Annotated in this window: 8 protein-coding genes; 5 read left to right on the forward strand and 3 right to left on the reverse strand. The window is 77.4% G+C overall.

What is annotated here, in order from left to right; translation table 11 throughout:
- Window positions 1-56 precede the first annotated feature (56 nt).
- Complete coding sequence (locus ACTJIY_RS11650) at window positions 57-3,554, forward strand: ATP-dependent helicase (RefSeq protein ID WP_440674461.1); 3,498 nt, start codon at window positions 57-59, stop codon at window positions 3,552-3,554.
- 128 nt (window positions 3,555-3,682) lie between these two features.
- Window positions 3,683-7,030 (forward strand): UvrD-helicase domain-containing protein, encoded by a 3,348-nt coding sequence (locus ACTJIY_RS11655; RefSeq protein ID WP_440674481.1) that lies wholly within the window; start codon window positions 3,683-3,685, stop codon window positions 7,028-7,030.
- A 78-nt stretch (window positions 7,031-7,108) separates the two neighbouring features.
- On the opposite strand, the gene ACTJIY_RS11660 is transcribed toward ACTJIY_RS11655, so the two are convergent.
- Window positions 7,109-8,029 carry a phosphotransferase gene (locus ACTJIY_RS11660; protein WP_253050939.1) on the reverse strand — a complete coding sequence of 307 codons (921 nt, stop codon included), beginning with the start codon at window positions 8,027-8,029 and terminating at the stop codon, window positions 7,109-7,111.
- Window positions 8,030-8,100: 71 nt separating this feature from the next.
- On the opposite strand from ACTJIY_RS11660, the gene nudC reads away from it, so the two are divergent.
- Complete coding sequence (gene nudC, locus ACTJIY_RS11665) at window positions 8,101-9,135, forward strand: NAD(+) diphosphatase (RefSeq protein WP_440674462.1); 1,035 nt, start codon at window positions 8,101-8,103, stop codon at window positions 9,133-9,135.
- An 82-nt stretch (window positions 9,136-9,217) separates the two neighbouring features.
- On the opposite strand, the gene ACTJIY_RS11670 is transcribed toward nudC, so the two are convergent.
- Window positions 9,218-9,484 carry a mycoredoxin gene (locus ACTJIY_RS11670; RefSeq protein WP_440674463.1) on the reverse strand — a complete coding sequence of 89 codons (267 nt, stop codon included), beginning with the start codon at window positions 9,482-9,484 and terminating at the stop codon, window positions 9,218-9,220.
- A gap of 200 nt (window positions 9,485-9,684) precedes the next feature.
- On the opposite strand from ACTJIY_RS11670, the gene ACTJIY_RS11675 reads away from it, so the two are divergent.
- On the forward strand, window positions 9,685-11,739 hold the full coding sequence (locus tag ACTJIY_RS11675) for an ATP-dependent helicase (protein WP_353707898.1): 2,055 nt from the start codon (window positions 9,685-9,687) through the stop codon (window positions 11,737-11,739).
- A 503-nt stretch (window positions 11,740-12,242) separates the two neighbouring features.
- Entirely contained in the window at window positions 12,243-12,680 is a 438-nt protein-coding gene (locus ACTJIY_RS11680) for a WhiB family transcriptional regulator (protein ID WP_374614382.1), read from the forward strand.
- Here ACTJIY_RS11680 and ACTJIY_RS11685 read toward each other — a convergent pair.
- A complete protein-coding gene (locus tag ACTJIY_RS11685) occupies window positions 12,654-13,766 on the reverse strand; it encodes a ThiF family adenylyltransferase (protein ID WP_440674465.1) in 1,113 nt (370 codons plus the stop codon). The genes ACTJIY_RS11680 and ACTJIY_RS11685 overlap by 27 nt on opposite strands.
- Window positions 13,767-13,909: the final 143 nt, after the last annotated feature.

Raw genomic sequence — 13,909 nt, forward strand, 5'->3', positions numbered from 1 at the left:
GCGCCGCGCCGTCGGCGACGCCGGCGGTGTGGGTGGCGCGTGATGGGATCGGGTCCGTGCCCCGGACGACCGCCCCTCGCCTCGTCGCGCGGCCTCGCGACCATGAGGCCGACGTCACGCTCGACGACTCCCAGCGCGCGGCGCTCGCCGCCGCGTCCCGTCCCGGCGTGACGCTCGTCGTCGGGGCGCCGGGCACGGGGAAGACGCTCGTCGCGCAGGAGGTCGTGCTCGCGGCGCTCGCCGACGGCCTCGCCCCCGAGCGCGTCCTGCTCCTCGCCGCGTCGCGTCGGGCGGCGGCGGCGCTCCGGGACCGCCTGTCGGCCCGCGCGCGGCGCACCGTCGGGGCGCCGATGGTGCGCACCGCGGCCTCCGCGGCCTTCGCGGTGCTGCGCGAGCGCGCGGCCGCGCTGGGGGAGCCCGTCCCGACGCTCATCTCCGGCCCCGAGCAGGACCTCGTGCTCTCCGAGCTGCTGGAGGGCCACCTGGAGGGCGACCTCGCGCACCTGGGCTCCCCCCTGGTCCTGCCGCCCGGACTGCCCGAGGAGGCGCTCGGGCTCCGGGGCCTGCGCCAGGAGCTCCGCGACCTCCTCATGCGCGCGGCCGAGCGCGGCCTGACGCCCGCCGACCTCGCCGCGCTCGGCGACCGCTACGACCGGCCGGAGTGGTCGCTGGGCGCCCAGCTCTTCGCGGAGTACCTCGACGTGACCGCGCTGCGCTCGGGGACCCCGGACGCGGGCGCCCGGTTCGACCCGGCGATCGTGGTCGACGAGGCGGCCGAGGCGCTGCTCGCGTGGGACGACGAGGTGCCCGACGCCGCGCGCCCGCGGTGGGACCTCGTCGTCGTCGACGACTACCAGGAGGCGACGGTCGCGACCGCGCGGCTGCTGCACGTGCTGCACGACGACGGCGCCCGGCTCGTGCTGCTCGGCGACCCCGACGCCGCGGTGCAGACCTTCCGCGGCGCGAGCCCGGGCCTCGTCGGCCGCGCCTCGGCGCCCGCCCGCCGGGACGGTGCCCGGCGCGGCGAGCTCGGGGCGCGCGTCTCCGTGCTCGGCACGGCGTGGCGGCAGGACCCCGCGCTGCGCGCCGTGACGCGCCGGGTCGCGGCGCAGGTCGGCACCGTCGCCGGCGCGGTGCACCGCGGTGCCGCCTCCCGGGGGGCCCCGGTCGGCGCGGGCGACGCGGCCGGTTCGCCGGGCGCGTCGTCGGGGACCGGCGGAGGCGGCGAGCCCGGGGCCGCCGTGCCCGTCCAGGTCGCCGTGCTCTCGGCCGTCGCGCAGGAGTCCGCGTTCGTGGCGCGCGAGCTGCGGGCCGAGCACCTGCTGCACGGCACCCCGTGGCACCGGATGGCCGTGATCGCGCGGACCGGGACCCGCCTTGCTGCGCTGCGCCGCGAGCTCGTCGCCGCCTCGGTGCCGGTCACGCTGCTCGGCTCCGACGTCCCGCTGCGGGACGAGCCGGCGGTCGCGCCGCTGCTCGCCGCGGTCCGTGCGTGCGTCGCCGACCCGGAGGACGCCGGCGCGCTGGACCCGTTCACCGCGGCGGCCCTGCTCACGTCGCCCGTCGGCGCGCTGGACGTCGTCGCGCTGCGCCGGCTGCGGCGCGCGCTGCGGGCCGAGGAGCTCGAGGGCGGGGGCGGGCGCTCGTCGGACGCGCTGCTCGTCGAGCTGCTGCAGGACCCGGCGCGCGCGGCGACGCTGCCCCCGACCGTGCGCCGGGGCCCGGTCGCCGTCGCGCGGGCGCTCGCGGCGGGGCGGGCTGCGGCGGCCGAGCCCGGCGCGACGGCGCAGACCGTGCTGTGGGCGGTGTGGGCGGCGACCGGGCTCGCGGAGCGGTGGCGCTCGGCGGCGCTCGACGGCGGCCCGGCCGGGGCGCGTGCGGACCGTGACCTCGACGCGGTGCTCGCCCTGTTCCGCGCGGCGGAGACGTTCGTCGACCGCATGCCCGGTGCGCCGGCCGAGGCGTTCGTCGAGTACCTCGCGTCGCAGGACCTGCCGGCCGACTCGCTCGCGGCGAGCGCGAGCGGCGCCGACGCCGTGGCGGCGCTGACGCCGGCGGGTGCCGCCGGGCGCGAGTGGGACGTCGTCGTGGTCGCGGGCGTGCAGGACGGCGTCTGGCCCGACCTCCGCCTGCGCGACTCGCTGCTCGGGTCGCAGGCGCTCGTCGAGCTCCTCGCGGGCCGCGCGCACGACGCGCACGGCGTGGGGTCGCAGGCGCGGGCGCAGGTTCTCGCGGACGAGCTGCGCGCGTTCGTCGTCGCGACGTCGCGCGCGACCCGGCGGCTCGTGGTGACGGCGGTCCAGGACGCCGAGGAGGCGCCCTCCGTGTTCTGCGACCTGGTCGTCCCGCCCGCCGGGCCCGACGGTCCGGACGAGGGCCCGGACGGAGGCGCGCCGGACGACGGGTCGCCGGGTCCGGCCGCGGCGGGCGGGACCCCCTCCGGCCCCGGCGCCGACCCGGAGGCGCGGCGGCACGTGCGCGTCGGCGCCCCGCTCGACCTGCGCGGGCTCGTGGCCGCGGCCCGCGGCGTCCTCGTCGAGGCCGCCGCGGGCGCGGCGCGGGTGTCCCCGGCAGCCGCGGAGCAGGGACCGGGTCGCGTGCCCGACGACTCCCGCGGTGGCGCCGACCTCCACGGCGGGCGCGTCCCCGAGGGGGGCCCCGACGGCGTCCCGGACGCGCGTGCGGTCGCGGCGGCCACGCTCCTGGCCGACCTGGGCGAGCTCGGGGTCGCGGAGGCGCGACCCGAGACCTGGTACGGGGTCGCCGGCGTGTCGAGCGCCGCGCCGCTGCGTGGCGCGCAGGAGATCGTCACCGTGTCGCCGTCGAAGGTCGAGACCGTCTCGACCTGCCCGCTGCGGTGGTCGCTCGAGGCCGCGGGCGGCACCGCGCCGGACGCGACGCACCAGAGCCTCGGCACGCTCGTGCACTCGATCGCGGAGACCCACCCGTCGGGGTCGCTCGCCGAGCTGCGCGCCGAGCTCGACCGCCGCTGGGCCGAGCTCGCGCTGCCCGAGGGCTGGCCGACGCGCCAGCTCCGCCGTCGCGCGGAGCGCATGATCGAGAAGCTCGCGGCCTACGTGGCGCAGGCGGGCGAGCCGCTCCTCGTCGAGCCGACGTTCGACGTCACCGTCGGTCGCGCGCGCCTGCACGGGACGATCGACCGGGTCGAGGACGCGGGCGAGGGCACGGTCCGCGTCGTCGACCTCAAGACCGGACGGCGCACCGCGACCAAGGCCGAGGGCGCCGAGCACGCGCAGCTCGGCGCGTACCAGCTCGCGGTCGAGGCAGGCGCCCTCGACGTGCCCGAGGAGACGCGGAGCGCGGGGGCGCAGCTCGTCTACGTGGGCAGCACGCACGTCGGCCCCGCCGTCGTCCCGCAGCCCGCGCTCGACCCGGCAGCCGACGGCTCGAGCTGGGCGCGCGACCTCGTCGAGGAGGCTGCCGGCACGATGTCGGCGGCGACGTTCACGGCCCGCCAGAACGGGCTGTGCGAGATGTGCCCGGTGCGGCGTGCGTGCCCGGTGCAGCCCGAGGGCAGGAGGGTCGTGGCGTGAGCAGCGAGCTGTTCGAGCTCCCGGAACCCGAGGCGACGCGACCGCCGGTCCGGCTGGTCGCGGCCGACGGGGTCGCGGTCGAGGCGACGGCGCCCGGGGCGGGCACCGTCGAGCCGCCCCGCCCGACGCTGTCCGCGACCCGCATCGCGGACCTGCTGGGCCGGCCCCGCCCGACGCCGGAGCAGGTCGAGGTGATCGAGGCGCCGCTCGAGCCGACGCTCGTCGTCGCCGGGGCGGGCTCGGGCAAGACGGAGACGATGGCGGCGCGCGTCGTCTGGCTCATCGCGAACGAGCTCGTCGCGCCCGACGCGTTGCTCGGCCTGACCTTCACGCGCAAGGCGGCAGGCGAGCTGTCCGAGCGCGTCCAGGTGCGGCTCGCACAGCTCGCGCGCGCCCGCGGCGGCGCGTCGTCCGCCCTGTCGCTGCTCGACCGCCCGACGGTCGCGACGTACAACGCGTACGCCGCGTCGCTCGTCGGGGACCACGGCCTGCGCGTCGGCGTCGAGCCCGGCGCGCGGCTGCTGGGCGAGGCGCAGCAGTGGCAGCTCGCGTCCGAGGTCGTGGAGGGCTGGGACGACGACCTCGGCACGGACCGCGCGCTGAGCACCGTCGTCGCGGCGGTGCTCGGGCTGTCGGGCGCGCTCGGCGAGCACCTCCTCGAGCCCGCCGACGCGCGCGACCGCCTGGCCGCCATCGTCGAGCAGCTCGACGCGCTCCCGCTCGGACCGCGACAGAAGGCCCGGACCAAGGAGGTCGAGAAGCTCGTCGGCGACGTCGCCGAGCGCGTCCGGCTGCTCGACGTCGTCGCGGAGTACCGGCGCCGCAAGCGCGCCACGGACTCCCTCGACTTCGGCGACCAGGTGGCGCTCGCGGCCCGGCTCGCGCGCGAGGTCCCGGTCGTGGGGGAGACGGAGCGGGCGCGGTTCCGCGTCGTCCTGCTCGACGAGTACCAGGACACGTCGCACGCGCAGGTCGAGCTCCTCGCGGGGCTGTTCGGCGGCGGGCACCCCGTGACCGCGGTCGGCGACCCGCACCAGTCGATCTACGGGTGGCGCGGCGCGAGCGCGGGCGGCCTCGCGCGGTTCCCCGAGCGGTTCCCGCGGTCGACGGGCGACCGGTCGGCCGTGCGCTTCCTGTCGACGTCGTGGCGCAACGACGCCGCGGTGCTGGCCGCGGCCAACGTCACCGCGGGCCCGCTGCGGGGGGCGACGGGGGCGGGTGGCGGCGACCGGGTCGAGGTCCCCGCGCTCGCGCTGCGCCCGGGCGCCGGACCGGGCACGGTGTCCGCGCTCGTCGCGGCCACCGCCGAGGAGGAGGCCGCGGCCGTCGCGGAGCTCGTCGCCGCGCGCTGGCGGCCGGCGAGCGCCCCGGGCGGGCGCGTCACGGCCGCGGTCCTGTGCCGCAAGCGCAGCCAGTTCGCCGCGGTCGAGGTGGCGCTGCGGCGCCGCGGCCTGCCGGTGGAGGTCGTGGGGCTCGGCGGGCTCCTGACGACGCCGGAGGTCGTCGACGTCGTCGCGCTCCTCGAGGCGGTGCACGACCCCTCGCGCGGCGACGCGCTCGTCCGTCTCCTCACGGGTCCCCGGCTCAACCTCGGGGCGGCGGACCTGCACGCCCTGGGCAGCCGCGCGGCGGACCTCGCGCGGCACGAGGGCGCGCTCGGGTCGCGCCGCCGCGCGGCGGCGCCGGCCGACGGCGACGGCGCCGAGCTCGTGGTCGTGGAGGGCGACGTGGCCGACCACCGCTCGATCGTCGACGCCCTCGACGACCTTCCCGAGCCGGGCGAGCCCGCCGCCGACGGCCGCACGCTCACGCCGCAGGGCCACGCCCGCCTGTCGGCGCTCGCTCGCACCCTGCGCGCGCTGCGCGGGCTCACGTACCTGTCGCTGCCGGAGCTCGTCGTCGAGGCGGAGCGCGCGCTCGGTCTCGACGTCGAGGCCGTCACGACCGAGGCGCTGCTCGCGTCGCGCCGGCTCGTGGACCCGGAGGCCGTGAGCGACCGCGCGCGCGAGCACCTCGACGCGTTCCGCGACGTGGCCGCGACGTTCACCCAGACGGCGGACGTCGTGACGCTGGGCGCGTTCCTCGCGTGGCTCGGGGTCGCGTCGACGCGCGAGAACGGGCTGGACCTGCCCGTGCGCGAGCCCGACCCGGACGCCGTGCAGGTCATCACCGCGCACGCCGCGAAGGGGCTCGAGTGGGACGTCGTCGTCGTCCCGGGGCTCGTCGACGGCGTGTTCCCGACGACGGCGCAGTCGTCCTCGGGAGTGCGCGCGGACAGCGGCTGGCTGACCGACGTGAGCCAGCTCCCGTACCCGCTGCGCGGCGACGCCGCCGACCTGCCGGAGTTCCGCTACGACCTCGCGTCGGACACCAAGGAGCTCGTGGCGCGGCGCGACGAGTTCCGGGCTGCGTGCGGCGAGCACCAGCTCGCGGAGGAGCGTCGGCTCGCGTACGTCGCGTTCACCCGGGCGCGCCGGGAGCTGTACCTCACGGCCTCGTGGTGGCAGACGGGCTCCCGCCCGCGCGTGCTCTCGCCGTTCCTCCTCGAGCTCGTGGAGTCCGGGGTCGTGGCGGCGGACGGCTGGTCGGCCCCGCCGGGGCCCGACGACACCAACCCGCTGGAGGACGTCGAGGTCACGGGGGAGTGGCCCGCACCGGACGACGCCCCCGACGGGTCGGCCCGCGCCGTCCTGCGCGACACCGCGGCGGCGGTCGAGCGTGCCGCCCTCGCCCGCGCGGACGGGAGCGGCCCCGCGGGGCTCACGGCGCCCACGGGCGTGCTCGTCGACGCCGAGGGACGCGACCTCGTCGCGCTCGCCCGGGTCCTGCTCGCGGAGCGGGCCGAGCGCTCGGGCCGGGAGGTCGAGCTGCCCGCGCACGTCTCGGCGTCGAGCCTCGTGCGTCTCGCGGCCGACCGCGACGAGTACGCGCTGCACCTGCGGCGCCCGGTCCCGGTCGAGCCCACGGTGCACGCGCGTCGCGGCACGCGGTTCCACCTGTGGGCCGAGCGCTACTTCACGACGTCGTCGCTCCTGGACGTCGAGGACCTCCCCGGCGCGGACGACGACGACCTCGACCCGGACGCGGACCTCGAGACCCTGCAGCGGACGTTCCTCGCGTCCGAGTGGGCCACCAGGACCCCCGTCGCGGTCGAGGTCGACGTCGAGACCCCGGTCGGCGGCACGGTCCTGCGCTCGCGCATCGACGCGGTGTTCCCCGAGCGGCCCGAGCACGCCGGCGGGGCGCGGGACGCCGTCGTGGTCGTCGACTGGAAGACGGGACGGGCGCCGGCGGACCCCGCGGCGCGCAGCGTGCGCGAGGTGCAGCTCGCGGTCTACCGGCTCGCGTGGTCGCGGTGGACGGGGATCCCGCTCGACAAGGTGAACGCCGCGTTCTACTACGTCGCGTCCGACGAGACCGTGCGCCCACGCCGGCTCCTGGGCGAGGCGGAGATCGAGGCGCTGCTGGCGGGCTGAGCGGCGGACCGGCCCACGGCCGACCCGTCGACGGGCGGGACCGCCTCCGGGCGACCCGTGCCGGGACGCCCGGCCGGGTCAGTCGTCGGCGTCCTGCGTGGCGTCGTCCAGGTCGGCGAGCATGTCGAGCGCGTCGGCGACGACGTCGTCGAGCCCGTGGCGGACGCCGTGCAGGAGCCAGCGTGCGAGCGCGAGCTCGCCGACGAGGAGCGCGCGGTCCACGAGATTCTTGTCGGTGAGCTCGGTCCGGCGCAGCTGGTACGCCTCCATGATCGAGTCGATCGCCTCGGGCGGCGCGGAGACGAGCAGCCACGCGAGGTCGTCCGCCGGGTCCGCGACGCGCGCGCTGGCCCAGTCCGTCACGGCGACGACGCGCCCGCGCGCGACGAGGACCTGCTCCGGGCCGAGGTCCCCGTGCACGACGACCGGCTGGAACCGCCACAGCGACACGTCCTCGAGCGCCGTCTCCCAGCGTCGCAGGAGGGTCGTCGGCACCTTCCCGGTCGCCGCGGCCTCGTCGAGCTCCGCCATCCGCCGGGCGCGGTACTCCTCGACGTCGTACCCGGGCAGCCCCGCGTCGTCCACGATCGTGCGGGGCAGCTCGTGGATCGACGCGAGGACGCGACCGAGGTCGGCGGCGAGCCCCGGCCCGGGGCGCAGCGCGTCGACGTCGAGCGTCGTCCCGTCGAGCGCCGGGTGCACGATCGCGCGGCCGCCCTCCGGCAGGAGCGCGGTCCCGCTGATGCGGGGCACGGCGAACGACAGCACGCCGGTGTCGGCGTAGAGCTGGAGCGAGGTGAGCAGCTCCGCCTCGGCCTCGAGGGCGGCCCCGGCCTGGAGGCTGCGCGGGGCGCGCACGGTCCACCGGGCACCCTCGGCGTCCGTCACGACGGCGGTGTCGTAGTCGCCCGGGTCCTCGACGGCCAGCGCGCTGCGGGCGTCGAGACCCGGCACGGCGGCGGTCGCGAGCGCGGCGAGGGTCAGCGGAGAGCGAGGCACCCGACCACGGTAGTCGCTCCCCGCCCGCCGCCCGGGGCACCCACGCCGGTCGCGTGGCCTACGGTCGGAGGGTGACCACCCCCGCCACCCCGCCGTCGTCGGGCACGCTGCCCGTGACCGCCCTCCGCGACCTCCCGCTCCCGCTCGACGGCGCGGTCCTGGACCGCGCGGCCCACCGCCGCGGCGAGCCCGACCTCGTGGGGAGGCTGCGCGGCGAGGACACGACCCGCGTCGTGCTCGTCCACCGCGGCCGCCTCGCGCTCGCCGGTCCGAGCCCGGCGGACGGCGTCGCGCTGCTCGACCCGGCGACCCTGGCCGAGGTCGGTGCCGCCGCCGACGAGGACCAGGCGCGCTGGCTCTTCCTCGGCGAGGGGGACGGCACGACGTACCTGGCGCTCGTCCTGCCCGACGACGCCGACGCGGAGGAGGTCGACATCGAGGGCGTCGACGCCTCCGACCCGTTCGCCGTGCTCGCGCGCGAGCGGTCGTGGTCGGGGCTGCGCGAGCTCGTCGGCGGGCTCGAAGCGCCGCTCGCGGGCCTCGCGACCGAGGCGGTCGCGCTCGCGGCATGGCACGCGAACCACACCCGGTGCCCCCGGTGCGGCGGCCGGACGACGGTCGAGAACGGGGGCTGGACGCGGCGCTGCGTCGCGCAGGGCGTGGAGCTGTACCCGCGTACGGACCCGGCGGTCATCATGACGGTCGTGCACGGGGAGGGCGACGACGAGCGGCTGCTGCTCGGCCACGCGGCGCACTGGCCCGAGCGGCGCTTCTCGACGCTCGCCGGGTACGTCGAGCCGGGGGAGTCGCTCGAGAGCGCGGTGCGGCGCGAGGTCGCGGAGGAGGCGGGCGTCGTCGTCGGCGAGGTCGCCTACCGCGGGAGCCAGCCCTGGCCGTTCCCGGCGTCGCTCATGCTCGGGTTCGCCGCCCGGGCGCTGACGACCGCCCTGCACGTCGACGGCGTCGAGCTCACCGACGCGCGGTGGTTCACGCGCCCCGAGCTCGCCGCCGCCGTGCGCGCGCAGGAGGTGCTGCTCCCGGGCCGCGCGTCCATCGCGCGCTCGCTGGTCGAGGACTGGTTCGGCGACCGTCTCCCCGACGCCTGAGCGCCCCCGACGTCGTGGGCATGGAAGGGGCCCGGTCCGGACGTCCGGACCGGGCCCGTTTCACGCCCACGACGGGGTGGGATCAGACGGCGAGGCGCTGCTTGACCTCCGCGAGCGACGGGTTGGTCGCGGCCGAGCCGTCGGGGAAGACGACGGTCGGGACCGTCTGGTTGCCTCCGTTCACCGACTCCACGAACTCCGCCGCGCCGGGCGTCTCCTCGATGTTCACCTCGGTGTAGCCGATGCCCTCGGAGTCGAGCTGCGTCTTGAGGCGGCGGCAGTACCCGCACCAGCTCGTCGAGTACATGACGATCGAGCCGGCGTCGGGAAGGGTCGGGGCGGTGCTCATCGAGGGCTCTCCTGGTGCGGTTCCGGGCGGCGCGTGCCGCGGGCGGTCGGTCGTGACGGTAACACCGGCGGCCTGCGCGCTGTTCCCGTCCAGAGCCCGTGCCACGCTCCGCCGACACCCCCGCCGACGCCCCCGCCGACGTCCTGGGCCGTGTCCGGCCGGCGCCCGCGTGTCGGCGACGCCTGCGAGAATCGCGGGTGATGTCCACACCACCGGTCTCACGCCCGCCGTCCCTGCGTACCGCCGACGAGATCCTCGACGCGCTCGACCCCGACCAGCGCGACGTCGCGGTCGCGCTGCGCGGCCCGGTCTGCGTGCTCGCGGGCGCGGGGACCGGCAAGACGCGCGCGATCACGCACCGCATCGCCTACGGCGTCCGCACCGGTGTCTACACCCCGACGAGCGTGCTCGCCGTGACCTTCACGGCGCGCGCGGCGGGGGAGATGCGCACCCGACTGCGCGAGCTGGGTGCGACGGGCGTCCAGGCACGGACGTTCCACGCGGCGGCGCTGCGCCAGCTCGGCTACTTCTGGCCCAAGGTCGTCGGGGGCGCGCCGCCGCGCATCCTGGAGCACAAGGCGCCGGTCATCGCCGAGTCGGCGCGTCGCCTCGGCGTGGGCGTCGACCGCGTCGCGGTGCGGGACCTGTCGTCCGAGGTCGAGTGGGCCAAGGTCTCGCTCGTCACCGCGGACGACTACGTCCGGGCGTGCGAGGCGATCGACCGCGAGCCCCCCGCCGGGTACGACCACCAGACGGTCGCGCGCCTCATCACGGCGTACGAGGACGTGAAGACCGAGCGCTCGGTCATCGACTTCGAGGACGTGCTCCTCATGCTGGGCGACATGCTCGCGACGCAGGGCGGCGTCGCGGACGAGGTGCGTCGTCAGTACCGGCACTTCGTCGTCGACGAGTACCAGGACGTCTCGCCGCTGCAGCAGTTCGTCCTCGACCAGTGGCTCGGGGGGCGCGAGGAGCTGTGCGTCGTCGGGGACCCGTCGCAGACGATCTACTCGTTCACGGGCGCGACGCCGCACCACCTCCTCACGTTCTCGCGCACCCACCCGGGCGCCCAGGTCATCCGGCTGGTGCGGGACTACCGCTCGACGCCGCAGGTCGTGAACCTCGCGAACCAGCTCCTCGCGCGCGCCGGGCGCGCGGGCGGCGCGCACCAGGCGCTCGAGCTCGTCGCCCAGCGGCCCGCCGGCCCGCCGGTCGCGTTCACCACGTACGACGACGACGAGGCGGAGGCTGCCGGCATCGCCCAGCGGATCTCGCGGCTCCTCGCGGCCGGCACGCGCGCGAGCGAGATCGCGGTCCTCTACCGCACCAACGCGCAGTCGGAGGCCTTCGAGTCGGCGCTCGCCGACGCGGGCATCGGCTACCTCGTCCGGGGCGGCGAGCGCTTCTTCCAGCGCAAGGAGGTGCGCGACGCGATCGTGCTCCTGCGCGGGGCGGCCCGGTCGGCCGACCCCGACGTCCCGATGCCCGAGACGGTGCGCGACGTCCTCGCCGCCGCCGGGTGGGCACCCGAGCCGCCCGCCGCGCGCGGGGCGGCGCGCGAGCGGTGGGAGTCCACGCAGGCGCTCGTCGCGCTCGCCGACGACGTCGCCGCGCTCGCGCAGGCGGCCGAGGGGCCCGCGCCGACGGTCGCGACCTTCGTGGCCGAGCTCGACGAGCGCGCCGCCGCGCAGCACGCCCCGACGGTGGAGGGCGTGACGCTCGCGTCGCTCCACGCGGCCAAGGGCCTCGAGTGGGACGCGGTGTTCCTCGCGGGCACGAGCGAGGGGCTCATGCCGATCTCCCTCGCCGAGACGGACGAGGCGATCGCGGAGGAACGGCGGCTGCTCTACGTGGGCATCACCCGGGCCCGCGAGCACCTGGAGCTGTCCTTCGCCCGGTCGCGGAACCCCGGCGGTCGCGCGACGCGGCGCCGGACCCGGTTCCTCGACGGGCTGTGGCCGGACGAGCCGGGAGCCCACGGCACGCGCCGTCCGCGCTCCGGGCAGGCGAAGCTGCGGCTCACGGGGGAGTACGACCGCGAGCTGTTCGAGAGCCTGCGCGAGTGGCGGCGCCAGGTCGCGCAGGAGACGGACAAGCCGGCGTTCACCGTGCTGGTGGACAGCGCGCTCGCGGCGATCGCCGAGTCCCGGCCCACCAGCACGGCCGCCCTGGCCCGCATCAACGGGCTCGGGCCGGCGAAGATCGAGCGGTACGGCGCGACGATCCTGGACATCGTGGGCCGCGCGGAACGGTGACGCGGAGCCGTTCTCGGGCTCCCAGGAGGGTTCGAGAAACTCGTCGAAGAAATTCCCGTAAATAAGTTGTGCGTCCCGCGACGCGCGACATATGGTCGACGAGTCCTGTTGGAGAGGGGCGCGCCGGGAGGCGGGCCTCGAACGGAGAGAGGGGGTGGGAAAGCTGATGAAGAACCAGATCGCCATGGCGAACCTGCTGGATAACGCGTCCGTCTACACGGGCACGCCAGGAGGACTCCGTCCGCGTGCAGCCGCGCACCGCGGCGGCACCTTCGTCGCCCGCCCCGCTCCCGACTCCGCCTCCAGGACACCTCTGGTCTGACCGACCAGAACCTTCCAGGCCGCGGAGTCCGTCTCGGACCCGTGGCCTTCGTGTTCTCCAGAGCACGTCTGCCGATGAGGATCACCGGTCTCTCCCGTCCTTCCTACGGACGGGGACCGCTGTCCTCAGGTCCTGTGACGACGACGTTCACACCCACGACAGGACATCACTGGAGGACATCGTGCGGCTCACCGCGCTGCTCGACAACATCACTGCCCAGGGCGGATCCGGCCCCTGGGTCCCCCACCAACCGCTGGCCACGCCCCTCGGCGAGCAGGACTCCGCGGAGTTCGACCGCCTCCTCGCGGGCCTGCTGCCCTGCCGCACCAACGACCCGGAGCTCTGGTTCGCCGAGCGGTCCGCCGAGGTCGAGGAGGCCAAGGCCCTGTGCCGCACGTGCCCCCTCGTCGAGGGCTGCCTCGCCGGCGCGATCGAGCGCCGCGAGCCCTGGGGCGTCTGGGGCGGCGAGGTCTTCGTGGACGGCGTCGTCGTCGCGCGCAAGCGCGGCCGCGGCCGTCCGAGCAAGGCCGAGGTGCTCGCCCGTGAGGCCGAGCGCCAGGCGCAGGAGGCGTCGCGCGTCGAGGCCGGGGCGTCAGTCGGCGCCTCGACGGCGGCCTGACATGGTGAGCGACGCCCCGTCCGGGGGCGTGCGCGCCAGCTCGTCGCACCCGCAGCGCGGGTGGCGACCCGTCTCGCGCAGCCGCGGCACCGCATCGGGAGCAGGGATCTCGATGCGGGCCGTGGCTGCGCGGGGCACCAGCCCGTCCAGGGCTGCCAGGACCTGACCGAGCGCGACCGCGGCCGCCGAGGCCGCGAGCGACGACTCCTCGGCCGCGCGCACGCGCCCGTCGCGCAGCTGCCGCGCCAGCTGCGGCCAGCACGGGTCCGCGTCGGCGTGGTGCAGGTCCACGCACGTCAGGCACGGGTCGAGGCCCGGCCGGACGAACGGTCCGACGACGACGTCGGCCTCGCGCACCACGACCGACAGGTGCGCCACCCCCTCTCCCACGAGCCGCCCGACCCGCTCCGGGTCCGCCGCGCCGTGCTCGACCACGACCACGACGTCCGGGACCCGGCCCCGTGCTCCCGTCACCCGGTCGTCCACCGGGGCGCCGGCGCCCGCGCCTGTGCCCGCGGTGACGACGACCCCGGGCGCCACCTCCTCGACGAGCCGCCGCACCGCGGTCTCGCGGGGCGTCCCGACGTCGCGCAGCCGGTACGCGCCCACCCCGACGTCCGTGGCGAGGACCGTGCCGCGGTCCTCCAGGACGACCGTGCCCACCCCGGCCGTCGCGAGGTGCACGGCGAGCGCGGCCCCGACCCGCCCCAGCCCGACGACGGCGACGGTCGCCCGGGCGCGGGACGCGAGGACCCGGTGCCCCGCGCCGTCGGGCCGCAGCGCCGAGAGCACGCCCACGTCCGCCGCACCGTTCCCCGGGGCGGGCGAGACGGGGCGTCGCCGACGAGCGGGGACGAGCAGGTGCGCCTCCTCGAGGAGCCGGACGAGCGCGGCGCGCCGGCCGGGCGCCGTGGGCGGGCCGGCCGCGTGCCCGTCGGGACGCCGGGCCGCCGGCGACGCGAGCGCGCGCAGCCACTCCTCCTCGCCGGGCTCGAGCCCGGCGAGCCGGACCGACCACCGTGGGTCGGTGCCGACCTGCACCTCGCCCGGGCCGCGCCGCAGCAGCGGGGCCTCGGGCCGTAGCACGCGTCGTCGCTGCACGTGTCCTCCGCGGGTCGTGGGGCGGGCGGCGCGCTCGGCCGCCCGCGGTCAGCGTGGCACGGAGGCGACCCCCGACCCGAGTTGTCCACAGGCAGACCTCGACGACGCTTCGCAGGCGGTTCCTTGAC

It is taken from the genome of Cellulosimicrobium sp. 22598, from assembly GCF_052044445.1.
In the GTDB taxonomy this organism is placed as follows: domain Bacteria; phylum Actinomycetota; class Actinomycetes; order Actinomycetales; family Cellulomonadaceae; genus Cellulosimicrobium; species Cellulosimicrobium cellulans_G.

Bases quoted from the DNA above. Each gene is read 5' to 3' on its own strand.
- ACTJIY_RS11670 (WP_440674463.1), bottom strand. From the start codon at position 9,484: ATGAGCACCGCCCCGACCCTTCCCGACGCCGGCTCGATCGTCATGTAC.
- ACTJIY_RS11675 (WP_353707898.1), top strand. From the start codon at position 9,685: ATGTCCACACCACCGGTCTCACGCCCGCCGTCCCTGCGTACCGCCGAC.